Annotated in this window: 18 protein-coding genes and 1 pseudogene; 13 read left to right on the top strand and 6 right to left on the bottom strand. The window is 46.0% G+C overall.

Annotated features, from left to right (window positions below; translation table 11 throughout):
• The 9 genes and pseudogenes from tuf to rpoC all read left to right on the top strand — a co-directional run.
• Window positions 1-203 (top strand): annotated as a pseudogene (gene tuf / locus ZX61_RS00495) (elongation factor Tu); the annotation flags it as partial.
• Window positions 204-476: 273 nt separating this feature from the next.
• Complete coding sequence (gene secE, locus ZX61_RS00490; RefSeq protein WP_049842778.1) at window positions 477-857, top strand: preprotein translocase subunit SecE; 381 nt, start codon at window positions 477-479, stop codon at window positions 855-857.
• 13 nt (window positions 858-870) lie between these two features.
• The gene (gene nusG, locus ZX61_RS00485; protein ID WP_049842777.1) at window positions 871-1,419 is read left to right on the top strand and encodes a transcription termination/antitermination protein NusG; all 549 of its coding nucleotides are present in this window, start codon (window positions 871-873) and stop codon (window positions 1,417-1,419) included.
• Window positions 1,420-1,602: 183 nt separating this feature from the next.
• Entirely contained in the window at window positions 1,603-2,031 is a 429-nt protein-coding gene (gene rplK, locus ZX61_RS00480) for a 50S ribosomal protein L11 (RefSeq protein WP_006957115.1), read from the top strand.
• A gap of 4 nt (window positions 2,032-2,035) precedes the next feature.
• Window positions 2,036-2,737, top strand: a complete 702-nt coding sequence (gene rplA, locus ZX61_RS00475) for a 50S ribosomal protein L1 (protein WP_049842776.1) — start codon at window positions 2,036-2,038, stop codon at window positions 2,735-2,737.
• Window positions 2,738-3,036: 299 nt separating this feature from the next.
• On the top strand, window positions 3,037-3,531 hold the full coding sequence (gene rplJ, locus ZX61_RS00470) for a 50S ribosomal protein L10 (protein WP_045975435.1): 495 nt from the start codon (window positions 3,037-3,039) through the stop codon (window positions 3,529-3,531).
• 57 nt (window positions 3,532-3,588) lie between these two features.
• Window positions 3,589-3,957 carry a 50S ribosomal protein L7/L12 gene (gene rplL / locus ZX61_RS00465; protein ID WP_049842775.1) on the top strand — a complete coding sequence of 123 codons (369 nt, stop codon included), beginning with the start codon at window positions 3,589-3,591 and terminating at the stop codon, window positions 3,955-3,957.
• 231 nt (window positions 3,958-4,188) lie between these two features.
• Window positions 4,189-8,217 (top strand): DNA-directed RNA polymerase subunit beta, encoded by a 4,029-nt coding sequence (rpoB, locus tag ZX61_RS00460; RefSeq protein ID WP_049842774.1) that lies wholly within the window; start codon window positions 4,189-4,191, stop codon window positions 8,215-8,217.
• A 92-nt stretch (window positions 8,218-8,309) separates the two neighbouring features.
• Window positions 8,310-12,515: a DNA-directed RNA polymerase subunit beta' gene (rpoC, locus tag ZX61_RS00455; protein ID WP_049842773.1), complete on the top strand. Its 4,206-nt coding sequence runs from the start codon at window positions 8,310-8,312 to the stop codon at window positions 12,513-12,515.
• 285 nt (window positions 12,516-12,800) lie between these two features.
• Here rpoC and ZX61_RS00450 read toward each other — a convergent pair whose 3' ends face one another.
• Entirely contained in the window at window positions 12,801-13,295 is a 495-nt protein-coding gene (locus tag ZX61_RS00450) for an Rsd/AlgQ family anti-sigma factor (protein ID WP_049842772.1), read from the bottom strand.
• A gap of 178 nt (window positions 13,296-13,473) precedes the next feature.
• Here ZX61_RS00450 and nudC point away from each other — a divergent pair, with 178 nt between their 5' ends.
• From nudC to ZX61_RS00430, 4 genes are all read left to right on the top strand, one after another.
• Window positions 13,474-14,259 carry an NAD(+) diphosphatase gene (gene nudC / locus ZX61_RS00445; protein WP_049842771.1) on the top strand — a complete coding sequence of 262 codons (786 nt, stop codon included), beginning with the start codon at window positions 13,474-13,476 and terminating at the stop codon, window positions 14,257-14,259.
• 259 nt (window positions 14,260-14,518) lie between these two features.
• Entirely contained in the window at window positions 14,519-15,586 is a 1,068-nt protein-coding gene (hemE, locus tag ZX61_RS00440; RefSeq protein WP_049842770.1) for a uroporphyrinogen decarboxylase, read from the top strand.
• A 107-nt stretch (window positions 15,587-15,693) separates the two neighbouring features.
• Entirely contained in the window at window positions 15,694-16,329 is a 636-nt protein-coding gene (locus ZX61_RS00435; RefSeq protein WP_049842769.1) for a TetR/AcrR family transcriptional regulator, read from the top strand.
• Between the two features lie 75 nt (window positions 16,330-16,404).
• Window positions 16,405-17,364, top strand: a complete 960-nt coding sequence (locus tag ZX61_RS00430; protein ID WP_049842768.1) for a DHHA1 domain-containing protein — start codon at window positions 16,405-16,407, stop codon at window positions 17,362-17,364.
• Window positions 17,365-17,411: 47 nt separating this feature from the next.
• Here the strand turns inward: ZX61_RS00430 and ZX61_RS00425 are convergent, their stop codons facing one another.
• The 5 genes from ZX61_RS00425 to ZX61_RS00405 form a co-directional block, all read right to left on the bottom strand.
• A complete protein-coding gene (locus ZX61_RS00425; protein ID WP_049842767.1) occupies window positions 17,412-18,548 on the bottom strand; it encodes a murein hydrolase activator EnvC family protein in 1,137 nt (378 codons plus the stop codon).
• 151 nt (window positions 18,549-18,699) lie between these two features.
• Window positions 18,700-20,232 carry a 2,3-bisphosphoglycerate-independent phosphoglycerate mutase gene (gene gpmM / locus ZX61_RS00420; RefSeq protein WP_049842766.1) on the bottom strand — a complete coding sequence of 511 codons (1,533 nt, stop codon included), beginning with the start codon at window positions 20,230-20,232 and terminating at the stop codon, window positions 18,700-18,702.
• A gap of 237 nt (window positions 20,233-20,469) precedes the next feature.
• Window positions 20,470-21,357 (bottom strand): DMT family transporter, encoded by an 888-nt coding sequence (locus ZX61_RS00415; RefSeq protein ID WP_049842765.1) that lies wholly within the window; start codon window positions 21,355-21,357, stop codon window positions 20,470-20,472.
• Window positions 21,358-21,444: 87 nt separating this feature from the next.
• Window positions 21,445-23,325: a methyl-accepting chemotaxis protein gene (locus ZX61_RS00410; protein ID WP_049842764.1), complete on the bottom strand. Its 1,881-nt coding sequence runs from the start codon at window positions 23,323-23,325 to the stop codon at window positions 21,445-21,447.
• A 294-nt stretch (window positions 23,326-23,619) separates the two neighbouring features.
• Window positions 23,620-25,035: an SLC13 family permease gene (locus ZX61_RS00405; RefSeq protein ID WP_049842763.1), complete on the bottom strand. Its 1,416-nt coding sequence runs from the start codon at window positions 25,033-25,035 to the stop codon at window positions 23,620-23,622.
• Window positions 25,036-25,048: the final 13 nt, after the last annotated feature.

The raw sequence follows: 25,048 nt of genomic DNA, 5'->3' as shown, positions 1-25,048 counted from the left end.
GTCCACAGTTCTACTTCCGTACAACTGACGTAACTGGTAACATCGAGCTACCAGAAGGCGTAGAAATGGTAATGCCAGGTGATAACATCAAGATGACTGTTGAACTAATCGCTCCAATCGCGATGGATGAAGGTCTACGTTTCGCAATCCGAGAAGGTGGCCGTACAGTTGGTGCTGGTGTTGTTGCTAAGATCTTCGACTGATTCTTCGGAATTAGCTAAAGACTTCGGAAAATCTTTGAATAAGATTTGACGAACCAGTAGCAAAAAGGGCATCATTTGATGCCCTTTTTCTGCACTATACAAAATGTCAGTTGTTTTCTTATGCAACATGGCATTAAGCAGGATTTTTGGTTGAGGTGTTGCGTCTCAATCAATAAAAGAGTACGTCAATTTATTTAAATTGTCGTTTCATGGATTTGCCCTGCAACAGCGGGGTTGTTGTCGTCTATATTAAGACTTAGACAGGTTGGTTTTATGAAAGCAAATAATGCTGAAACTCCTGATAGCTCAAATAGCGCAGATATTTTCAAGTGGGTTGTCACTTTTACTCTGCTAGCTGCCGCTGTTGTGGGTAATTACCTGTATGGTGAAATGTCTGTAGTGATTCGCGCTGCAGGTGTTGTTGTATTAATCGCTGCGGCACTTGGTGTTGCTGCTACAACAACTAAGGGTAAAGCTGCAATCGAGTTTGCAAAAGAATCACGTATGGAAGTACGTAAAGTGGTGTGGCCTACACGCCAAGAGACTATGCAAACAACTTTGATTGTTTTAGCTGTAAGTATTGTAATGGCTCTAGTGCTTTGGGGCATTGACGGCATTATGGTTCGTCTTGTCAACTTTGTGACTGGGGTATAGAGGGTTTTAATTCATGAGTGAAGCTCCAAAAAAACGCTGGTATGTGGTTCAAGCCTTCTCTGGATTTGAAGGTCGTGTAGCCCAATCTCTTCGTGAGCATATCAAAATGCATGGCATGGAAGAGCTGTTTGGTGAAGTTCTAGTCCCTACTGAAGAAGTAGTGGAAATGCGTGCAGGTCAGCGTCGTAAGTCTGAGCGTAAGTTCTTCCCTGGTTACGTCCTAGTTCAGATGATCATGAACGATGAATCATGGCACTTAGTACGCAGTGTGCCGCGTGTCATGGGCTTCATTGGTGGTACCTCGGATCGTCCAGCTCCTATCACTGATAAAGAAGCTGACGCGATTCTTAATCGTCTAGAGAAAGCAAGTGAGGCTCCTCGCCCACGTACTATGTACGAAGCGGGTGAAGTGGTACGTGTTACTGACGGTCCATTTGCTGATTTCAACGGTACGGTTGAAGAAGTTGATTATGATAAGAGCCGCGTGAAGGTGTCTGTATCGATCTTTGGTCGTGCGACTCCGGTTGAGCTTGAATTTGGTCAGGTTGAAAAACTCGACTAAGACTCTCATTTGTAGAGTATAAAAAATCACCTTTTTAGGCTTGTATAAGGCGCGGATTATGACTATAATTTCGCGCCTTATTATTTTGCTTTAAGCGAAAGCTGCAGAGCAAAATAACAAGTTTTAATATCAACGGGGAGCTGATCGGCCGATTAGCGATTGTACCCAAAATTAGGAATTATCATGGCTAAGAAAGTTGAAGCTTACATCAAGCTACAAGTTGCTGCTGGTATGGCGAACCCAAGTCCACCGGTTGGTCCTGCACTAGGTCAACACGGTGTTAACATCATGGAATTCTGTAAAGCGTTCAACGCGAAAACAGAATCTATCGAGAAAGGCCTACCAACTCCAGTTGTTATCACAGTATACAACGACCGTTCTTTCACGTTCATCACTAAGACTCCACCTGCTGCTGTTCTTCTTAAGAAAGCTGCTGGCGTTAAGTCTGGTTCTGGTCGTCCAAACACTGAAAAAGTGGGTACTGTAACTGACGCTCAAATCCAAGAAATCGCAGAAACTAAAGCTGCTGATATGACTGGTGCTGACATCGAAGCAATGAAGCGTTCAATCGCTGGTACTGCTCGTTCAATGGGCCTAGTGGTAGAGGGTTAATAAGATGGCTAAACTAACTAAGCGCATGCGCGTAATCCGCGAAAAAGTTGACGTAACTAAAGAATACGAAATCAACGAAGCTGTTACTCTTCTTCAAGAACTAGCGACTGCTAAATTCGTTGAGTCTGTTGACGTTGCTGTTAACCTAGGCATCGATGCTCGTAAATCTGACCAGAACGTACGTGGTGCAACTGTACTACCTCACGGTACTGGCCGCGAAATCCGCGTTGCAGTGTTCACTCAAGGTGCTAACGCTGAAGCAGCTAAAGAAGCTGGCGCAGACATCGTAGGTATGGAAGATCTTGCTGAGCAAGTTAAGAAAGGCGAAATGAACTTTGACGTAGTTGTTGCTTCTCCAGATGCAATGCGCGTTGTAGGTCAACTAGGTACTATCCTAGGTCCTCGCGGTCTTATGCCAAACCCTAAAGTTGGTACTGTAACTCCTAACGTTGCTGAAGCGGTTAAGAACGCTAAAGCTGGTCAGGTTCGTTACCGTAACGACAAAAACGGCATCATCCACACTACTATCGGTAAAGCAAACTTCTCTGCTGAGCAGATCAAAGAGAACCTAGAAGCACTTCTAGTTGCTCTGAAGAAAGCTAAACCATCTTCTGCTAAGGGTACATTCCTACAGAAGGTTAGCATCTCTACTACTATGGGTGCTGGTGTTGCTGTTGATCAGGCTAGCCTGAACACCGTAGCATAAATATTTGCTTAGGCGTGAAATTAGTGTATAATTTCGCGCCTAATATTTGTGGTTGGGGCTGAACTTTGGTTCATTAAATTCGTTAAGAATTTGCTGTGAATTATGACCCAGTCTCCGTCCAAGACCGTAGGTGTCTGACTTTGTTTGACAAATGATGGCTTAATATCCCTACGTAGATGGTGCCCGAACTGACAGAAAGCTCTATGTAAATAGTTACCTTTCTTCTGGGAAGCACCTCAATAGCTCTCACTGTTGTGATAATAGTGAGTGGTGTAACGACAACCAGGAGTAAATCCAAGATGGCTTTAAACCTTCAAGACAAAAAAGCAATTGTTGCTGAAGTCAACGAAGCTGCCAGTGGTGCACTTTCTGCAGTTGTAGCTGACTCTCGTGGCGTTGAAGTGGGCGCGATGACTTCTCTACGTAAACAGGCTCGTGAAGCTGGTGTTTATGTACGAGTTGTTCGTAACACACTAATGCGTCGTGCGGTTGAAGGTACAGACTACGAGTGTCTAACAGACACTTTCACTGGTCCTACTCTAATCGCATTCTCTAACGAGCACCCAGGTGCTGCAGCGCGTCTTTTCAAAGACTTCGCTAAAGAGAACACAGATTTCGAGATCAAAGCTGCTGCATTTGAAGGCGCGCTTACTGACGCTGAAGTACTAGCGACACTACCAACTTACGACGAAGCTATCGCACGCCTAATGATGTGCATGAAAGAAGCTTCTGCAGGCAAGCTGGTACGTACTATCGCTGCACTACGCGACCAAAAAGAAGAAGCTGCGGCATAAGCCTTGCTTTTTTCTGGTTGCTTAATAAACTTATTGTTGATTTAAAAGAGAATTGTTATGTCTATTACTAACGAGCAAATCCTAGACGCAGTTGCAGAAATGTCTGTAATGCAAGTTGTTGAACTAATCGAAGCGATGGAAGAGAAATTCGGCGTTTCTGCTGCTGCTGCTGTTGTAGCTGGCGGCGCTGCTGGTGGCGAAGCTGCTGCTGAGCAAACTGAGTTCGACGTAATCCTAGAATCTGCTGGCGGCAACAAAGTTGCTGTAATCAAAGCTGTACGTGGCGCAACTGGCCTAGGTCTTAAAGAAGCTAAAGGTCTTGTAGACTCAGCTCCTGCAGCTCTTAAAGAAGGCGTAGAGAAAGACGAAGCTGAAGCTCTTAAAGCTCAGCTAGAAGAAGCTGGTGCAAGTGTTACTGTTAAGTAATTATTGCATAGTTTCTTAGCCTAACGGCTAATGGCTGGTGGTTTTATAACCACCGGCCTTTTTGCGCTGTAGGGGTTGGGTGATTTTTCCGCTGTTTGAGCACCCAAGTTCCTAGCAAAAAACATTTCATTAGCTCTTAATGAAATGTCACTACGATCAAACAGATGTTAGTCACTGTCTCATAACGATTGGAGACAGTTTGGGTCACTTATCAGCGAGCTGAGGAACCCCATGGTTTACTCTTATACCGAGAAAAAGCGCATCCGTAAGGACTTTGGTACTCGTCCACAAGTGTTGGACATTCCATACCTGCTATCGATCCAGCTCGATTCGTTCGAGAAATTCATCGAACAGGATCCTGAAGGTCAATACGGTCTTGAAGCTGCTTTCCGTTCTGTATTTCCAATTCAGAGCTACAACGGCAATTCCGAGCTGCAATACGTTAGCTACCGTCTTGGTGAGCCAGTTTTTGACGTTAAAGAATGTCAAATCCGCGGCGTAACTTATTCAAAACCACTACGCGTAAAACTGCGCCTAGTTATCTTTGATAGAGACGCGCCAGCAGGTACTGTAAAAGACATTAAAGAACAAGAAGTCTACATGGGCGAAATTCCGCTTATGACAGACAATGGTACCTTCGTAATTAATGGTACCGAGAGGGTTATCGTATCCCAGCTGCACAGAAGCCCAGGTGTATTCTTCGACAGCGATAAGGGTAAGACCCACTCATCAGGTAAAGTTCTATATAATGCGCGCGTAATTCCTTACCGTGGTTCATGGCTTGATTTCGAGTTTGATCCTAAGGACAACTTATACGTACGTATAGACCGCCGTCGTAAGCTACCAGCATCTATCATTCTTCGCGCACTAGGTAAGACGACAGAAGAGATTCTGGATATCTTCTTCGAGAAGGTGAACTTCGAAGTTAAAGATCAAACTCTTCTAATGGAGCTTGTTCCTGATCGTCTACGTGGTGAAACTGCGTCTTTCGATATCGAAGCTAATGGCAAAACTTACGTTGAAACTGGTCGTCGTGTAACTGCGCGCCACATCCGTCAGCTTGAAAAAGAGGGCGTTGAGCATATCGAAGTACCTGTTGAGTACATCGTAGGCAAAGTTGCATCACAAGATTACATCAACGAGGCGACAGGCGAGATCATTGTTGGTGCAAACCAAGAAATCAGCCTTGAAGCACTAGCTAATCTTTCTCAGGCAGGCCACAAAGCTCTACAAACGTTATTTACTAACGATCTAGACCACGGTCCGTTCATGTCAGAAACCGTACGTATCGACAGCACTGTTGATCGTATTTCTGCACTGGTAGAAATCTACCGCATGATGCGCCCGGGCGAGCCGCCAACGAAAGAAGCTGCTGAAGCACTATTCGAAAGCCTATTCTTCTCAGAAGAGCGTTACGATCTATCGACTGTTGGTCGTATGAAGTTTAACAGCTCAATTGAACGTGAAGATGCTCAAGAGCAAGGCACACTTGATGAAACTGATATCATCGAAGTGATGAAGAAGCTTATCGCTATCCGTAACGGCATCGGTGAAGTGGACGATATCGACCACCTAGGTAACCGTCGTATCCGTTCTGTTGGCGAAATGGCAGAAAACCAATTCCGCGTTGGTCTAGTACGTGTTGAGCGTGCGGTTAAAGAGCGTTTAAGCCTTGGTGACCTTGATGCAATCATGCCTCAAGATCTAATCAACGCTAAGCCGATCTCTGCTGCGGTTAAAGAATTCTTTGGCTCTTCACAGCTTTCACAGTTTATGGACCAAAACAACCCGTTATCAGAAGTAACGCACAAGCGTCGTATTTCTGCATTGGGTCCTGGTGGTCTAACTCGTGAACGTGCTGGCTTCGAAGTACGAGACGTACACGTAACTCACTACGGTCGTCTATGTCCTATCGAAACGCCGGAAGGTCCAAACATCGGTCTGATCAACTCTCTATCCGCGTTCGCACGTTGTAACGAGTTTGGTTTCTTAGAGACGCCATACCGTCGTGTTGTAGATGGTGTTGTTACAGACGAAGTAGATTACCTATCTGCTATTCAGGAAGGCCAGTATGTTATCGCTCAGGCGAACACTGTTCTTACTGAGCAAGGTACATTCTCGGAAGAGCTAATCACTGCTCGTCAGAAAGGTGAATCTGGCCTACACCCACGCGAACATGTTGACTACATGGACGTTGCAACCAACCAGGTTGTATCTATCGCTGCGTCGCTTATCCCGTTCCTAGAACACGATGATGCGAACCGTGCATTGATGGGTGCCAACATGCAACGTCAGGCAGTTCCAACACTTAAGGCTGACAAGCCTCTAGTTGGTACTGGTATCGAGCGTAACATCGCAGTTGACTCTGGTGTTACAGCGGTAGCGAAACGTGGTGGTGTAATCCAGTCTGTAGATGCTTCTCGTATCGTTGTTAAAGTGAACGAAGACGAGCTGATCCCAGGTGAAGCTGGTATCGATATCTACAACCTAACCAAATACACTCGTTCTAACCAAAACACGTGTATCAACCAGCGTCCATGTGTGATGCCTGGTGAACCTGTAGCACGTGGTGACGTTCTTGCTGACGGTCCTTCAACAGACCTTGGTGAGCTAGCGCTTGGTCAGAACATGCGTATCGCGTTCATGCCTTGGAATGGTTACAACTTCGAAGACTCGATCTTAGTATCTGAGCGCGTAGTTCAAGAAGACCGTTTCACTACGATCCACATCCAAGAACTATCTTGTGTGGCGCGTGATACTAAGCTTGGTGCTGAAGAAATCACTGCTGATATTCCAAACGTAGGTGAGTCTGCTCTGTCTAAACTAGACGAGTCAGGTATCGTTTATATCGGTGCGGAAGTGAAAGGCGGTGACATCCTTGTAGGTAAAGTAACGCCTAAAGGTGAAACTCAGCTAACTCCTGAAGAGAAGCTACTACGTGCTATCTTCGGTGAGAAAGCGTCAGACGTTAAAGACACGTCTCTACGCGTACCAAACTCAGTTTCAGGTACAATCATCGACGTTCAAGTATTTACTCGTGACGGTGTTGAAAAAGACAAACGTGCACTTGAAATTGAACAGATGCAGCTTAAAGAAGCGAAGAAAGACCTTACTGAAGAATTCCAGATTCTTGAGGGTGGCCTTCTAAACCGTGTTAAAGCTGTACTTCTTGACGGTGGTTACACTGAAGCGAAACTAGATGCTATCGATCGTAAGAAGTGGCTAGAGCTAACGCTTGAAGATGATGCTCAACAGACTCAGCTTGAACAGCTAGCAGAGCAGTACGACGAGCTACGTGCTGACTTCGATAAGAAGTTTGAAACTAAGCGTCGTAAGATCACACAAGGTGATGATCTAGCACCTGGCGTACTGAAGATCGTTAAGGTTTACCTAGCGGTTAAACGTCGTATCCAGCCTGGTGATAAGATGGCGGGTCGTCACGGTAACAAGGGTGTAATCTCTAAGATCAACCCTGTTGAAGACATGCCTTACGATGAGAAAGGTCAGCCGGTAGACATCGTACTTAACCCACTGGGTGTACCTTCGCGTATGAACATCGGTCAGATCCTAGAAGTTCACTTAGGTCTGGCGGCGAAAGGTATCGGTGACAAGATCAACCAAATGGTGAAAGAGCAGCAAGAGCTAGCTAAGTTCCGTGACTTCCTACAGAAAGTCTACGACCTTGGTGATACTCGTCAGAAAGTAGACGTTGCGTCTCTATCTGATGACGAAGTTCGTACGCTGATCAAGAACCTACGTGGTGGTCTACCGATCGCGACTCCAGTATTTGACGGTGCGTCTGAGCAATCAATCAAAGAGCTATTGAAACTAGGTGACCTACCAGAATCTGGTCAGCTAACGCTGTTTGATGGTCGCACAGGTGATGCGTTTGAGCGTCCTGTAACTGTTGGTTACATGTACATGCTGAAACTGAACCACCTTGTTGATGACAAGATGCACGCTCGTTCAACTGGTTCGTACAGCCTAGTAACTCAGCAACCACTTGGTGGTAAAGCTCAGTTCGGTGGTCAGCGTTTCGGTGAGATGGAAGTATGGGCACTAGAAGCATACGGTGCTGCTTACACGCTTCAAGAAATGCTAACAGTTAAGTCGGATGACGTTAACGGCCGTACTAAGATGTACAAGAACATCGTAGATGGCAACCACAGCATGGAACCTGGCATGCCAGAATCGTTCAACGTACTGTTGAAAGAGATTCGCTCGCTAGGTATCAACATCGAGCTAGAAGACGAAGAGTAATCCCTTCTTTCTTAATTGAGAAAAGCGATTATTTGGTAGAAGGTGCTCACTTTTGCGGGTGAGCCCCTTTTAACTCCTTACAGGAGCTGATTGTGAAAGACTTATTAAACTTTCTAAAAGCGCAGCATAAGACCGAAGAATTTGATGCAATCAAAATCGGTCTATCTTCACCAGACATGATCCGTTCATGGTCTTTCGGTGAAGTTAAGAAACCTGAAACGATCAACTATCGTACGTTCAAGCCTGAGCGTGATGGTCTGTTCTGTGCGCGTATTTTTGGTCCAGTAAAAGACTACGAATGTCTTTGTGGTAAATATAAGCGTCTGAAACACCGTGGTGTTATCTGTGAGAAGTGTGGCGTAGAAGTTACACAAACTAAAGTTCGTCGTGACCGTATGGGCCACATCGAGCTTGCTTCACCAGTTGCTCACATCTGGTTCCTAAAATCACTACCGTCTCGTATCGGTCTACTAATGGATATCCCTCTACGTGATATCGAACGTGTTCTTTACTTCGAAATGTACGTAGTAACAGAACCAGGTATGACTGACCTAGAAAAATCTCAGATGCTTACTGAAGAAGAGTATCTAGATCGTCTAGAAGAGTGGGGTGATGAGTTCACGGCTAAGATGGGTGCGGAAGCGATCAAAGACCTACTTGCGTCTATGGATCTGCCTGCTGAAATCGAAGAAATGCGTGAAGAGCTTCAGTCTACTAACTCAGAGACTAAGCGTAAGAAGATCACTAAGCGTCTGAAGCTAGTTGAAGCGTTCGTTCAATCTGGAAACAACCCAGAGTGGATGATCCTGACTGTGCTTCCGGTACTTCCGCCAGATCTACGTCCTCTAGTACCACTAGATGGCGGTCGCTTCGCGACTTCTGATCTGAACGACCTATACCGTCGCGTAATCAACCGTAACAACCGTTTGAAGCGTCTACTAGAGCTTGCTGCTCCGGACATCATCGTACGTAACGAAAAGCGTATGCTACAAGAGTCTGTTGATGCACTTCTAGATAACGGTCGTCGCGGTCGCGCGATCACTGGTTCGAACAAGCGTCCTCTGAAATCTCTTGCTGATATGATCAAGGGTAAACAAGGTCGTTTCCGTCAGAACCTTCTAGGTAAGCGTGTAGACTACTCTGGCCGTTCTGTAATCACAGTAGGTCCATACCTTCGTCTACACCAGTGTGGTCTTCCTAAGAAGATGGCACTTGAGCTATTCAAACCATTCATCTACAGCAAGTTAGAGACTCGTGGCCTAGCGACGACAATCAAAGCTGCTAAGAAGATGGTAGAGCGTGAAGAAGCGATCGTTTGGGATATCCTAGACGAAGTAATCCGCGAACACCCAGTACTATTGAACCGTGCACCTACACTTCACCGTCTAGGTATCCAAGCGTTCGAACCAGTACTGATCGAAGGTAAAGCGATTCAGCTACACCCACTTGTGTGTGCGGCGTACAACGCGGACTTCGATGGTGACCAAATGGCGGTTCACGTGCCTCTAACTCTAGAAGCACAGCTTGAAGCTCGTACGCTGATGATGTCGACAAACAACATTCTGTCGCCAGCATCAGGTGATCCGATCATCGTACCTTCTCAGGACGTTGTATTGGGTCTTTACTACATGACTCGTGACAAGATCAACGTGAAAGGCGAAGGTATGTATCTTGCTAGCCCAGCAGAAGCTGAGAAAGCATACCGTACCAAGACTGCTGAGCTACACGCTCGCGTTAAAGTTCGCATCACAGAGACTGTCGTTGATGAAGATGGCAATAGCACAACTGAGACTAAGATGGTTGATACAACTATCGGTCGTGCAATGCTTTGGCAAATCGTGCCAGCTGGTCTTCCGTACAGTATCGTTAACCAAAAGCTAGGTAAGAAACAAATCTCTCACCTACTTAACGAGGCGTACCGTAAGCTAGGTCTGAAAGACACAGTAATCTTCGCTGACCAAATCATGTACACAGGTTTCGCTTACGCGGCACTTTCTGGTGTATCTGTTGGTATCGACGATATGGTTGTACCGGCAGCGAAGTACACTGAGATCGAAGAAGCGGAAGCAGAAGTTCGCGAAATTCAAGAACAGTACCAATCTGGTCTTGTAACTGCGGGTGAGCGCTACAACAAAGTGATCGATATTTGGGCATCGACCAACGATCGCGTAGCTAAGTTGATGATGGAAAACCTATCTTCTGAAACAGTCGTTAACCGCGAAGGTGAAGAAGAGCAGCAAGAATCATTCAACAGTATCTACATGATGGCCGACTCGGGCGCACGTGGTTCTGCAGCTCAGATTCGTCAGCTAGCAGGTATGCGTGGTCTGATGGCGCGTCCAGATGGTTCAATCATCGAAACGCCGATCACAGCGAACTTTAAAGAAGGTCTAAACGTCCTTCAGTACTTTATCTCAACGCACGGTGCTCGTAAGGGTCTTGCGGATACAGCACTGAAAACAGCGAACTCGGGTTACCTAACTCGTCGTCTAGTAGACGTTGCTCAAGACGTTGTCGTGCACGAACATGACTGTGGTACGCACGAAGGTGTCGATATGATGCCGCACATCGAAGGTGGTGACGTTAAAGTTGCACTTTCTGAGCTTGCTCTAGGTCGTGTTGTTGCTGAAGACGTTCTTAAGCCAGGTACTGAAGAAGTTCTGATCCCACGTAATACTCTAATTGATGAGAAGTGGTGTCAGATCATGGAAGAGAACTCAGTAGATAGCATGAAAGTGCGCTCAGTAGTTACCTGTGATGCGGACTTCGGTTGTTGTGCACAGTGTTACGGCCGTGACCTAGCACGTGGTCACCTAGTGAACCAAGGTGAAGCAGTGGGCGTTATCGCTGCTCAGTCTATCGGTGAGCCGGGTACACAGCTTACAATGCGTACGTTCCACATCGGTGGTGCGGCATCTACTGCGGCAGCAGAGAACAGCATCCAAGCTAAGACAACAGGTACGGTTAAGCTACACAATGCTAAGTTCGTAACCAACAAAGATAAGAAGCTTGTTATCACTTCTCGTGCATCTGAACTGACTATCATTGATGAGTTTGGTCGTACTAAAGAGAAGCACAAACTTCCATACGGTTCTCTACTGAGCAAAGGCGACAACGACGCAGTTCAAGCTGGTGAAACAGTAGCAAACTGGGAAGCGCACACTATGCCAATCATCACTGAAGTGGCAGGTCGCATCCAGTTCGTAGACATGATCGACGGTGTGACAGTTTCTCGTCAAACGGATGACCTAACGGGTCTATCTTCAAGCGAAGTAACTGAAGCGGCAGCTCGTCCAGCAGCAGGTAAAGATATGCGTCCAGCTATCAAACTTGTTGATGTGGCAGGTAAAGACGTAATGATTCCTGGTACTGATATGCCAGCTCACTACTTCCTACCTGGTAAAGCTATCGTTAACATCGAAGACGGCGCTGAAGTAGGCGTGGGTGATACACTTTCTCGTATCCCTCAGAAATCTGGTGGTAACAAAGATATCACCGGTGGTCTACCACGCGTAGCAGACCTATTCGAAGCACGTAAGCCGAAAGAGCCTGCGATTCTTGCTGAGCACACAGGTACTGTGAGCTTCGGTAAAGAGACGAAAGGTAAACGTCGTCTAGTAATTACTCGTGACGGCGGCGACGCTTACGAAGAGATGATTCCTAAGCACCGTCAGCTTAACGTATTCGAAGGCGAGAAAGTTGAACGTGGTGATGTGATCGCAGACGGTCCAGAGTCTCCACATGACATTCTACGTCTACGTGGTATCCACGCTGTAACGCAATACATTGCGAACGAAGTTCAAGAAGTATACCGTCTGCAGGGCGTTAAGATTAACGATAAGCACATTGAGACTATCGTTCGTCAGATGCTACGCAAGTGTACAATCACACATGCTGGTGACTCTACAGAGTTCCTAGTGGGTGAACAGGTTGAATACGCGAACGTTAAGATTGCCAACCGTCAGCTAGAAGCTGAAGGCAAAGAGCTTGTTCGTTTCGAGCGTGAGCTGCTTGGTATTACTAAAGCATCTCTAGCAACTGAATCGTTCATCTCTGCGGCATCGTTCCAGGAGACAACTCGCGTACTAACAGAAGCAGCTGTTTCTGGTAAGCGTGATGAGCTACGTGGTCTGAAAGAAAACGTAATTGTTGGTCGTCTAATCCCAGCAGGTACAGGTTTCGCTTACCACCAAGATCGTCAAGCTAAGCGTACAGAAGAGCAAGAAGGTCCTTCTGCTGAGCAAGCGACAGACAATCTTGCAGCGCTACTAAACGCAGGCTTCTCTTCTGATGAGTAAGTCTGCAGACGAGTAATCGCTGTGTAAGAAATGACAAAAGGCACCTTCGGGTGCCTTTTTTGTTTTTAAAGATAGGGAACGCGTTGCTTCGGGAACGGACTTCGTCCTATGGAAAACTGGTTCGGGCTTCGCCCTACGAGAACACTGCGTTCCGAGAATCGAGACTGGACTTCGTCCTTCGAGAGATGTCCGCATCTCGCATCCCGTATCCGTAGCGAAGCGTTCCTAAGTAAAAAGGGTTAACGCAAAACGTCAACCCTTCAAGATTCTCTAGCTCTCTAGCTCTTAAGCCCCAGGCGGAATCGCTAAGCTATCTGCGATAAGTTGAATCAACTGATCTTCAACTTCAAAACGTACTTCGAGCAGTTCGCCAACTTTCGACATATCTACTTCGAAGTTAGGTAGCTCGTCGTCAGCGCTAACACCGACATACTTATCGTTAAACTCAAGTAAAGGCTCGGTAGTAAGTACGATCTTGGCGTAGGTTGTATCGATTTCGTCATTACTCTTAAAGCCGGTTGCTTGCCACTTTTTCATTACCATATCGTAGATTTTGAAGTGGCCTTCAGAAATGTAATCGACAACGTGATCGCAAAATGAGCTGATTTGTTTCGGGGAAGGCAGTTCGACGACGTTCGCGTGTCCATTTACAGGTTGAAGGGAGCCTAGCTGGCAATATTCGACAATCAAAGCCTGGCGGGTTTCGAGCCAGTGGTCTATGACTTCGCTTGAGCCACCCCATTGTTCTTGTGTTTGTTTGAATTTATTTAGCATGACCATATCCTCATGATCGAGTCACTTCTCCGGTGACCATTACGCTTTGACTCCCAAAGCACGTACAGAGTACAACCTCTTGTCCTTACTAAAATTTATAGTCTCAAAATAGATGGACCACAAACTCTGGTATGAATTTAGATTGCCAGTAAAATAGACGAACTGCAAGTGGAGAGATGAGCCAATGTTAAAGAAAGGTGACGTAAACCGTACGAAAAAAGTTTACTGGTGTGTTGTGTCAGGAAGCGATGTATGGCTGCAAAATGGTCAGTTGCCAATCGGCAGTGCTGATGGCCTTAACTTGCCTTATGAACAGGCAATCGAAGTTGGGCAGTGGAACAATTACCCGGTTATGTGGCTTAACGAAGCCGATGTTACTAAGCCGCTTGAATTGACCTCTTTACGTGACTGTTTGCATGTTCCCAGCGACCTTTTTTTACTGATGAGCAAAGCGGTACAATACGGGCATATGAGTCAAAGCTTGCGGTTTTGTCCTCAATGTGGAGGGAGAAATCACCTTAGTCATAATCAATTGGCTATGCAGTGTGGTGATTGTCGTACCTTGCATTACCCGCGCATCTTTCCATGTATTATTGTTGCGGTTCGCAAAGCTGACAAAATCCTGCTCGCGCAACACCCAAGGCATCGCAACGGGATGTATACCGTGATTGCCGGTTTCTTAGAGGTCGGTGAAACGTTGGAGCAGTGCGTGGCTCGCGAGGTAAAGGAAGAAACAGGGGTTGAGGTGACGAATATCCGCTATTTCGGCAGCCAACCTTGGGCGTTTCCATCTAGTATGATGATGGGCTTTGTCGCTGATTATCAATCAGGGGTCTTAAAGCCAGATTATAGTGAGCTTAGTGATGCTGGTTGGTTCGGCTTAAATGAGTTGCCACCTGTTGCACCCGAGGGGACTATTGCCCGTCAGTTAATTGAATATACGCTGGGAGAAATTAAGTTATCTAGCTGAATTATAGATAAAAAAAACCCTCCAGAAGGAGGGGGTAAGTAAGATGTCGTTATGAGATGCCAAGCACTATGTGCTCGGTTTATAATTGTAGTTTTCGCTAGCAAACAAATTTTTAACACTGATACTGAGTGGGTGCAAATTAAGCACTGATTTAAAAGTTAATAACTTGATCTAGGTTGCAAAGCACACAGCTTTTGCGAGTCAAACAGTGTTAGAATAGCCGCAACAAAAAAACGAGCCTAAAAATCGGAAAAACGGAATGACTGAATTAAAGAATGACCGCTATCTTCGCGCGTTACTAAAGCAGCCAGTTGACTACACTCCTGTATGGATGATGCGTCAAGCCGGTCGCTATCTTCCAGAATACAAAGCAACTCGCGCAGAAGCGGGTGATTTTATGTCTTTGTGCAAGAATGCAGAGTTAGCCTCTGAAGTGACACTTCAGCCATTACGCCGTTTTCCTCTTGATGCCGCTATTCTGTTCTCAGATATCCTAACCATCCCGGATGCTATGGGACTAGAGCTACGCTTTGCAGCAGGCGAAGGACCAGTATTTGACAAGCCAATCACTTGCAAAGCGGATGTAGAAAAAATTGGTCTTCCAGATCCTGAAGGTGAGCTTAAGTACGTGATGAATGCTGTACGTCAGATTCGTAAAGACCTGAATGGTGATGTGCCACTGATCGGCTTCTCCGGTAGTCCTTGGACTCTAGCGACATACATGGTTGAAGGTGGTAGCTCGAAGGCTTTCACTAAGATTAAAAAGATGATGTACGCAGAGCCACAAACTCTGCACCTGCTGCTTGATAAGCTTGCAGATAGTGTGATCGAGTACTTAAACGCACAGATCAAAGCGGGTGCTCAATCTGTGATGGTCTTCGATACATGGGGCGGTGTACTGACTCCTCGTGACTACAACTTGTTCTCGCTGCAATACATGCACAAAATCGTAGATGGTCTAATCCGCGAAAATGATGGTCGTCGCGTACCCGTTACGCTCTTTACTAAGAACGGTGGTATGTGGCTAGAGCAGATCGCAGCAACGGGCTGTGATGCAGTCGGTCTAGATTGGACAATTAATATCGCTGATGCAGTGAAGCGTGTCGGTGACAAGGTTGCGCTACAAGGCAACATGGACCCATCAATGCTTTATGCGTCTCCTGAGCGCATCCGTGAAGAAGTGTCGACTATTCTTGAAGGCTTTGGTGATGCAGGTACAGGTCACGTGTTTAACCTTGGTCATGGTATTCATTTAGATGTACCGCCAGAAAATGCTGGTGTATTTGTTGAAGCGGTGCATGAGTTATCTAAGCCATACCACAAATAATTGAGTAATTAATGAAAAGCGCCTGATACGACCAGGCGCTTTTTTGTTATGGGTTACACTAGCCGCTATACTGCCCTTAGACATAGAGAAAGGAGTGCGGATAATTCATGAAGACTCGTGACAAGATAGTGCTTGCTGCACTGGAACAATTTAATCAACATGGTGAGCGTAATATCACAACCAATCATATTGCCGCCCACATCGATATTAGTCCGGGTAACCTGTATTACCACTTCCGTAACAAGCAAGAAATCGTGCGTGAGATCTTCGCTTTATACTCTAATGAACTTCTTGAGCGCTTCACGCCTATTCAAGGTCAGCAAGAGAGCTTAGTTCTTCTCAAGCACTATCTGGATTCCATCTTTACTTTGATGTGGAAGTATCGCTTCTTCTACGCTAATTTGCCGGAGATCCTTCAGCGCGATGAACAGCTACATGAAGAATACATCCAGGTTCAAGAAAAGCTACAATCCAACCTCATCAATATCATGCAAGCATTTGTCGACCTTGAGCTTGTGTCTGTTGAAGATAGCGAGATGAAATCACTTGTCACCACACTGCATATGATTGCTTCAAGTTGGTTGGGCTACCAAGCGGCAATGTCACCTAAAACAAAAATCACCGAGCAGGTTATCCATCAAGGCATGCTGCAAATGATTTCTGTGGTAAAACCGAAAGCCACGGCGCAAGGCTTGGAGCAGCTTCAATTATTGGAAGATGGCGTTAAAGCAATTCATGCTTAGTCATAACTAATTGAAATTGTTCAATCAGTGAGAACCCATTAGAGTATCGGGAGATATTTTAATGGGTTTTGTTTTATGCACTTCGATGTATTCAATGGTGATGCCGACGGGATCATCGCTCTGCTTCAACTCCGCTTAGCTGAACCAAAGGTCGCTGCTTTAGTGACAGGCGTTAAGCGTGATATCCGACTGCTAGATAAGCTAGAAGCGACTTCAGGCGACTCTGTCACCGTATTGGATATTTCGATGGAGCAGAACAAGGTTGGTTTAGAAAAGCTACTCGCGAACGGGCTAGATATCTTCTATGCCGATCACCATAAGTCTGGAGATATTCCGCGTAATGCCAATTTAGATGCGCATATCGACTTAGATGCAAATACCTGTACCGCTTTAATCATTGATGAGTTACTGGCTGGGCGATATCACGCTTGGGCGATCACGGCTGCCTACGGTGACAATCTGATTGCTAAAGCGGATGAGCTAGCTGATAAGGAAGGTTTGAGTGATGAGCAAAAACAACAACTCAAAGAGCTAGGGACACTCATCAACTACAATGGTTACGGTGCAGAGTTAGAAGACCTGCATTTCCATCCCGCAGCACTGTTCCATGAGCTTTTGGCCTACGATGATCCTTTTGCTGTTATAGCTGATCACAACTCTCCATTTCTAGTTTTGCGTGCGGCTTATCAGGCAGATATGGCTCGGGCTTTGGCGATAACAGCTAAATACCGCAGCGCTAATTTAGCCGTCTTTGAATTACCAAATCAGGCATCATCTCGTAGAATCAGTGGTGTTTATGGCAATCACTTGGCAAATCAAGCGCCTAATTCTGCTCATGCGGTATTAACTGAAAACCGCGATGGAACATATACTGTTTCGCTGCGCGCGCCACTAAACAATAAACAAGGAGCTGGGGATATTTGTATTCAATTTCCAAGTGGAGGCGGAAGAGCAGCCGCTGCGGGGGTTAATGCATTACCTAAAGAGCAGTTAACCGCATTTATCGAGGTGGTTGAGCAGTACTACCGCACCTAAACTGATCTTGGTGGTTCTACGCTAAGTCGCGCGCTACATTGCAAGCCTTAGCGGGTCAACCAGCTTTTAGGGTTTTGAGTTTTACTATTACGGCGAATCTCAAAGTAAAGCGATGGGCGTGGCTGACCACCAGTGTCACCTGCCAGTGCGATACTTTCTCCTGCAGTGACTTTATCACCTTCTTTCTTTAGCAGGCTCTGGTTAAAGCCATATAAGGTCATATCACCTTTTCCGTGGTCAAGTAGTATTACTAAGCCATAGCCGCGCAGGTAGTCGGCAAATACGACCGTGCCTGAGTACACCGCTTTAACAGATTGTCCATAGTTGGCATTAATCACCATGCCTTTCCAGTTTATCTGCCCAGTCTGACGTGAGCCATAGTTATGTAGAACTCTACCTTTGAGAGGCCAAGGCAGTTTGCCTTTCTTCCGGGCTAAGCCATCCATTGGAACGGCGTTGCGCTTAGCTGCTTTCGCTATCTCTGCTTTCAGTCTGGTTTCATTGCGCTGTAGCTCAGAGAGATAAACTTTGTCGTTTGAGATGCTGCTACGTATCTGCGAGACCGTACCTTTACGCTTAGATTGGGTTTTAGTCAGTTGGTCGCGTTTTTTTGTCTGCTGGTTCAGTAGGCTAGTGATTTGCTGCTTCTCTAGTCCTAGCTGTTCTCGGCTATCTTCCAGTTCCTCAGCGGTTTTCTCAAGTTCTGCAATAGTGGTTGCCCGCTCTTTGGCAAGGTGTTGGAAATACTGGCTAATTCGGTCTTCTTCGACGCCTTGGTTAAGAATGTTAGAGGAAGCCTTTGCTCGCTGAGTTACATAATAGGTTTGAATGAGTTCTGCTAACTTATCGCTTTGTGCCTTCTTGTTTTGTTTGAGTTGGTCGACTTTAGACTTTAGATTGGCAATGTTTTTATTGGTATGGTTGAGAGAGGCCTTGGTTTCCTTAATCTCTTTTTCTAAGCGATTAATCGTGATTTCTTGCGATTTAAGGGATTTTTGCAATGAGTCGAGTTTCTTTTTCTGTGAAGACAATGACTGCTTTTGACGAGAAATCTCTCCGCTGACACCTTTAAGTTCATTATTATTGGCCGCGTAGCTAGGTGCTATTGAATAGGCAGAAAGCATTAACCCGAGTGCAAGGTAAATCTTGCTTGTAAATAGAGTCCTTAGTGAGGTGCTCGCCATGTTACAAATTTGCCCTAACTATTTGAGAAGCATTCAGTATACCCAAACCTTTTGATTAGAAGAAAGCGTAATATTAAAACTTGTTGTAGGCTCAAGAAAACAACAAGCCCGAGCAAGTACTCGGGCTTAGAAATACGAGTGCTGGAGTGAATTACTTCACTAGAATCTCACCCGTCATCTCTGCTGGGATCTCTAGACCCGTTAGCGATAGCATAGTTGGCGCTAGGTCAGACAGTTTACCGCCTTGTTTGAACTCAACGTCTTTGTCACCAACGTAGATTAGCGGTACTGGTAGGTTAGTGTGAGCAGTGTGAGTGCCACCTGTCTCTGGGTCTACCATCATTTCCGCGTTACCGTGGTCAGCAGTGATCAGCATTTGGCCGCCTACTTCTTCGATAGCCGCAACAATTTTAGCAACACAGCCGTCGATTGCTTCGATCGCTTGCTCAGCTGCTTCGTAAACGCCAGTGTGACCAACCATATCTGGGTTAGGGTAGTTACAAATGATCGTGTCGTACTTGCCAGACTTGATCGCAGCAACCATTTTTTCAGTAAGCTCTTCAGAGCTCATTTCTGGCTGTAGGTCGTAAGTTGCTACTTTTGGAGAAGCAACAAGTTGACGCTCTTCGCCTTCGAATTCGTTCTCAACACCACCGTTGAAGAAGAAAGTTACGTGCGCGTACTTTTCAGTTTCAGAGATACGTAGCTGAGTTTGACCTTGCTTAGATAGCCACTCACCGTATGTGTTTTCTAGTGACGCTGGTGGGAATGCTATTGCTAGCGGGATGTCGGCAGCGTATTGGGTTAGCATTACGAAGTTGATTGCTGGGAATACCGCGCGCTCGAAGCCGTCGAATACAGGCACGAAAGTACGTGTGATTTGACGAGCACGGTCAGCACGGTAGTTCATAAAGATCACTGCATCGCCGTCTGCGATTACCGCATCTTCTTGGCCATCAGCCTTGATTGCTGTTGCTTTAACGAACTCATCGTTCTCTTCACGAGCGTAAGCGGCTTCAAGACCAGAAACTGCAGTGTCGAAAGTGAACTCAGCTTTCGCTTGAGTAAGAAGATCGTAAGCAACTTGTACGCGATCCCAGTTGTTGTCACGGTCCATTGCGTAGTAGCGACCCACTAGAGAAGCTACTCGGCCTTTACCTAGTTTAGCAAATAGGTCTTGGAAACGTTTTAGAGAGTTTTCTGCGCTGCGTGGTGGCGTGTCACGACCGTCTAGGAAGCAGTGTAGGTAGATCTTTTCTGCGCCACGTGCTGCTGCCATTTCAACTGCTGCATAGATGTGGTCTTCATGAGAGTGTACGCCACCTGGAGACATAAGACCCATGATGTGTACCGCTTTTTCTGCCTTCACTGCCGAGTCGATAGCTTCAACAAGTGCTGGAGTCTGTGCAAACTCACCGTCAGCAATTGATTTAGTGATACGAGTAAGGTCTTGGTATACAACACGACCCGCGCCGATGTTTGTGTGACCTACTTCAGAGTTACCCATTTGACCGTCTGGTAGGCCAACATCCATGCCAGAAGCAGAGATTAGAGTGTTTGGTTTGTTAGCAAACAGGCTATCAAGAAAAGGAGTTTTCGCGTTCGCGATTGCGTTGCTTGCTGTATCTTCACGGTGACCGTAACCGTCAAGAATAACTAGAGCCATAGGCTTCTTAGCTGTCATAGTGATGACCTCGTCAAATTTCAAAGTAACTTTGGAAACAAAATTAGCGTAATTTTACTACACTTTTTAACCAAAACTGTAGGTTAAGATCAAATATTGTGTGCGAAATAGTGTTGTTATCTTTCACCTTACTCTCAGTAAGTATTTTTCCAAAACACCTGTATTACTGTTTTCTTGCTTTTATTTTCCCGTTTAGTAAAGAAATAGATAGTGGAAAATATCTATTGCTCCAATAGTCTAACTGACCAAAATGCCTGTACCTACAACGGCAACAATTGCCCCGAACCAAGCAAATCGGTTGGGTCGTCTGCCGGAGTAAATCCAAAGTATAGGCAACAACATGATTGGCGTGGTAGAAGATAATAGAGCCACCATACCGACGTTACCTTCTTGCAGAGCATAGAGGATTAGTGTCATGCCTACGGCCATAGCGAGAAACCCATTGACCGCAGTAATTGAGAAAATTCGCAGGTTCATTGGTTGTGTTGCACGGGAAAGTTTGGCGCCAGAGAAGAAAAACAGGCAGTGAGCAGCAAACGCGGTCATCATTCGCACGGCTGAGGCAGCGATAGGGTCGATGGCGGTTTGCATGACAGGTTTAGCGATAATGCCACCTAAAGCTTGGCATAAGGCAGCAAGTAGTCCTAACCCTACACCAACCCAAATACTGCCTTTAATCGACTCTAAGTGGTTGTTTGCTTGCCCTTTACGACCAAAAAATATCGCGGTTAATACGCCAGAGAATACCAATGCAGAGCCCAACAATTCAAGAGACGTCATGGTTTCACTGAATAGGAAGTATCCAAGTACAGCGGAGAAGACGGCGTGACAAGAAAAGAGCAGGCCAGCTTGTCTTGGTCCCATGCGATTGAGGCAAGCAAAAAGGGCGGTATCTCCGATGAAAATACCGATCACGCCTGATAGCATCATTGCGGAAATCGCGCTGTTTTCTACTGTTGCCCAACCGCCGGTAACCAGCGCCATGCCTCCTAGAATCACAGAGGTACAGCCCATACGCCAACGACTATAGGCAAATGTTCCTAGATGCTGAGCTGGAGTAACAGAAAGTAGGCTGGCCACCGCCCAAAGAAAAGCCGCTGCCAATGCCTGCCATTCATATCCCATTGACACGAAATCCTTGTGAATTTGGAAGAGTAATGGCTGACAATATGCATTAAAACAGCGTTAATTCAAAGATTATTCTGGTTGGTATCAAACCTTAAAGCGTCCTACTTCTCGGCGCATGGTTTCAGCAGATTCACGCATGTTATCTGCGCTTTCGCTGCTTTGCATAGCTTGTGAAGCAAGGACATCGGAAGCGTCTTTTATCCCTTGTGTATTGCGGCTGATATCTTCACTCACTGCTCGTTGTTCTTCAGCCGCGCTCGCAATTTGTAATGCCATATCATTGATTTCGGTAATAGCATCTGTGATATGACCTAAGCTATCCGCGGCTTGCTGTGCATAGTCAACGCTGGTATCGGCGAGTGAGGTACTGCTTTGCATGCTATTGACAGCTAACTTAGTGTTGCTCTGTAGCGTCTCGATCATGTTGCGGATTTCTTCTGTCGAACCATGAGTCCGTTGGCTGAGAACGCGCACTTCATCAGCCACAACCGCAAAACCACGTCCTTGTTCACCAGCGCGAGCGGCTTCAATTGCAGCATTGAGCGCGAGTAGATTGGTTTGTTCCGCAATCTCTTGAATGGTGGAAAGAATCTGATTAATGCTTTGAGTATTACTTTCTAATTCAGAGATAACTCCAGCAGCAGCCATGACCTGATCAGCCAATTCCACAATCGCTTGGCGGTTTTTCTGAATGACTTGCTGTCCATCCTCACATGCCGAAGAGGAAGTTTGTGAAGCTGAAGCGGTCAGCTCTGCATGACTCGCCACTTCTGCTGCGGTCGCTGACATCTCATGGATGGCCGTTGCGATCTGATTGACATCATTTTGCTGGGCTTCCACTTGCTGTGAAGCTTGTTGCGACAGTTCATTAGCTTGTACAGCTTGATTGGCCAACTTGTCACTATGACTAATAATACCACTAATCATCGCCTGCATTTGGCTCAAAAACTGGTTGACATGTTCCGCCAATTCTCCAATTTCGTCACGACGTTTGATTTCGACTCTTTGTGTTAAATCGCCTTCGCCTTTAGATAGTTGAGATAGTGACGTAGAGAGATCTTGGAGAGGTTTTAACAGCTTAGTGATTGTATAGGTACTAAATGTCGCGATGACCAAGTACAAAATGATCGAGGCGAGCGCAGTAAATTGAATTTGCTCAGTAACCGAAGCAAAGGCTAAGTCTTTATCGACCACGATACCTAAAGACCAGTCCGTTGTCGGCACGTTGGTGACGTAGATAAGCTTATTCCCTTGCTCGGGCCAGCTAATCGTTGAAAGCGCTGATTTGCTGACTAGTTCATTGATCATACTCTGGCTCAGAGCTGGGTTAAGAACCGTCAAAGGTTGCTGACTAAGCTTTTCGTCCTGATAGGCGACGATGTTGTTGTTCCCATCAACGAGGAAGGTAAAACCATCATTGTCCAGAGATACATTGAGAACTTCACTAATGATGTTTGTGACCGTGAGGTCTGCGGCAAGAACCCCTTTTCGCTCACCAGAGAAGGCTTTCGCAAAGCTCACTACAATACTGCCATCAAAATCTTGATATGGTTCCGTTAGGATAAGTCCTGAGGTTTTCATTGCATCTTGATACCAAGGACGAGTTCTTGGGTCGTAATCGGCAGGCCAGTCTTCAGTTTTATCACCGTAAGCAATCGAGCCATCATCGAAACCAGCATATACAGAAAGAAAATCCCCCGCTCGCTTGGTAATCAACATTTCGCGGTCTGAGTTAGTGGACTGGACGATGGTTTTCTCGTTGGCGAGCATCATGTCACTGCGTATGGCCAACCAATCACTAATATAGCGGGTGGTAGCATGGCTAACATTCGCCATTTCGCTATTAAGAGCGGAGGTGGTTTCTTGTTTAAGTTGGCTTACAGAGATCCAAGCTTGAACCCCGCTAACCACAGCGATAACGATTGCGATCGCAATCTGCATTTTTAGTTTTATTGTATTTCTCATTGCCTTTCCTTAATAAACGAGACAATAAATCGAGAAAAGCGGAGTGAGGATACACCGGGAGAAGCTGTTTGCTATGTGGAGAGCATCAACCGATCCTTGTGGGCACTACCGCCGGATAGGAATCTCACATTGATAGTGAAATGGATGTTCTTGTTATTATTGAACTAATTTTATATTTCAAAGCGACCAATTTGCTTGATCTATGTACAGGTTCGCTGACTAATTTACCTATCTACTGCGGATATTGATCAAACTGTGATGTTCAGCCAACAAATATGATGTCACACTCCATCACTAGGTAATCAGCAGTGCCCCGGCATAAACGATGGCTAAACCAATCAAGCCGATAATGAGACCTGTTTTGGCCATATCTTTGCTTTCGATAAGGCCAGTTGAATAAGCCAAAGAGTTTGGCGGCGTTGATACTGGTAAAATCATGCCGAGTGATGCGGAGAAGGCGACAACGACCAATAAACCTTGCAGTCCACCCACGCTGGCTAAGCTCTCCATCGAAGCCCCAATTGCAGCCGCAATCGGCATCAGTAAGTTAGCGGTCGCGGTATTGGACATGAAGTTTGCCATTAGCCAACAGACTATCGACAGAGTTAGAACCACGGCGACTGGTGACAGCGATTCATAATCAATCGCGTGCGCAAGGGCTGCTGCCAATCCGGTTTTATCCAAACCAATACCAATCGCAATACCCCCGGCGACTAGCCACAGTACGTCCCAGTTAATCAGCTTTAGCTCCGCTTTGCCCATGATTCCAGTTAGGGTGAATACCGCTAGCGGAATGATGGAGACGACATAGGTGTTCATACCATGCAACTTAGTCGTCATCCACAATAGGATCGTTGAAGCAAATGTGGCGTAGACAACCATGGCACGCCAATTTTTTTGGAACTGACCATCCAGCTTGAGTTTCATTGTTTGCTGAGAAGAAGGAAACAGTTTTTGCAGTAAAAACCAGGCGATGGTCAACTGAACGATTACGAAGGGTAAGCCCATCATCATCCAGCTTAAGAAATCGATACTGTTTTCGCCAGTTAGGTACTGAAGCGCGATGGCGTTAGGTGGTGTACCGATTGGAGTAGCAATACCTCCCGTATTGGCAGCAATCGGAATACAGAGTACTAAGGCTTTGATCCCAATATCACCCCTAGGCGCAGAAGCGACAATGGGGCCAAGTAATGCGAGCATCATTACTGTTGTGGCTGTATTAGACATAAACATCGAGAACACAGCGGTAATTAACATTAAGCCAAGCATGATGAATTTAGGCTGGTGACCAAAAGGCTTAAGTAGCACGCGAGCAAGGTTGTTATCCAACTCATACTTCGAAGCTGCAATAGCGAGAGCAAATCCCCCCATAAATAAAATAATGATCGGAGACGAGAAGGCGCTGAAGATGTCCGTATAGTTCATCAGCTCCCCCAAATCATGTCCTGCAGGAGGATTGCGGAATAAATGTAGCCCTTTGTCTGAAATCATCACCAGTTCTAAGGCGATGATCAAAATCGACGTGGCAAATACCGGAACAGGCTCTAACACCCAAAGTAGTGCCGCTAGAAGAAAGATGGCCAGAAGTCGATGCTGAATCAGGGTCAGATCATCAATAGGGATCCAGTCAATGGGCATAAACAGCACACCGATTGGCAGACCAAAACTGATCAATAGCTTAATGATAATTCCCGATTCTACCTTTGGCATACAATCCTTTACC

It is taken from the genome of Vibrio sp. VPAP30 (assembly GCF_001188205.1).
Classification (GTDB): Bacteria; Pseudomonadota; Gammaproteobacteria; order Enterobacterales; family Vibrionaceae; genus Vibrio; species Vibrio bivalvicida.
Note: the sequence above shows the minus strand (reverse complement) of the source record. Positions and strands in the feature narration are given on the sequence as shown.

Bases quoted from the DNA above. Each gene is read 5' to 3' on its own strand.
- secE (WP_049842778.1), top strand. From the start codon at position 477: ATGAAAGCAAATAATGCTGAAACTCCTGATAGCTCAAATAGCGCAGAT.
- nusG (WP_049842777.1), top strand. From the start codon at position 871: ATGAGTGAAGCTCCAAAAAAACGCTGGTATGTGGTTCAAGCCTTCTCT.
- rplK (WP_006957115.1), top strand. From the start codon at position 1,603: ATGGCTAAGAAAGTTGAAGCTTACATCAAGCTACAAGTTGCTGCTGGT.
- rplA (WP_049842776.1), top strand. From the start codon at position 2,036: ATGGCTAAACTAACTAAGCGCATGCGCGTAATCCGCGAAAAAGTTGAC.
- rplJ (WP_045975435.1), top strand. From the start codon at position 3,037: ATGGCTTTAAACCTTCAAGACAAAAAAGCAATTGTTGCTGAAGTCAAC.
- rplL (WP_049842775.1), top strand. From the start codon at position 3,589: ATGTCTATTACTAACGAGCAAATCCTAGACGCAGTTGCAGAAATGTCT.
- rpoB (WP_049842774.1), top strand. From the start codon at position 4,189: ATGGTTTACTCTTATACCGAGAAAAAGCGCATCCGTAAGGACTTTGGT.
- ZX61_RS00450 (WP_049842772.1), bottom strand. From the start codon at position 13,295: ATGGTCATGCTAAATAAATTCAAACAAACACAAGAACAATGGGGTGGC.
- nudC (WP_049842771.1), top strand. From the start codon at position 13,474: ATGTTAAAGAAAGGTGACGTAAACCGTACGAAAAAAGTTTACTGGTGT.
- hemE (WP_049842770.1), top strand. From the start codon at position 14,519: ATGACTGAATTAAAGAATGACCGCTATCTTCGCGCGTTACTAAAGCAG.
- ZX61_RS00435 (WP_049842769.1), top strand. From the start codon at position 15,694: ATGAAGACTCGTGACAAGATAGTGCTTGCTGCACTGGAACAATTTAAT.
- ZX61_RS00430 (WP_049842768.1), top strand. From the start codon at position 16,405: ATGCACTTCGATGTATTCAATGGTGATGCCGACGGGATCATCGCTCTG.
- ZX61_RS00425 (WP_049842767.1), bottom strand. From the start codon at position 18,548: ATGGCGAGCACCTCACTAAGGACTCTATTTACAAGCAAGATTTACCTT.
- gpmM (WP_049842766.1), bottom strand. From the start codon at position 20,232: ATGACAGCTAAGAAGCCTATGGCTCTAGTTATTCTTGACGGTTACGGT.
- ZX61_RS00415 (WP_049842765.1), bottom strand. From the start codon at position 21,357: ATGGGATATGAATGGCAGGCATTGGCAGCGGCTTTTCTTTGGGCGGTG.
- ZX61_RS00410 (WP_049842764.1), bottom strand. From the start codon at position 23,325: ATGAGAAATACAATAAAACTAAAAATGCAGATTGCGATCGCAATCGTT.
- ZX61_RS00405 (WP_049842763.1), bottom strand. From the start codon at position 25,035: ATGCCAAAGGTAGAATCGGGAATTATCATTAAGCTATTGATCAGTTTT.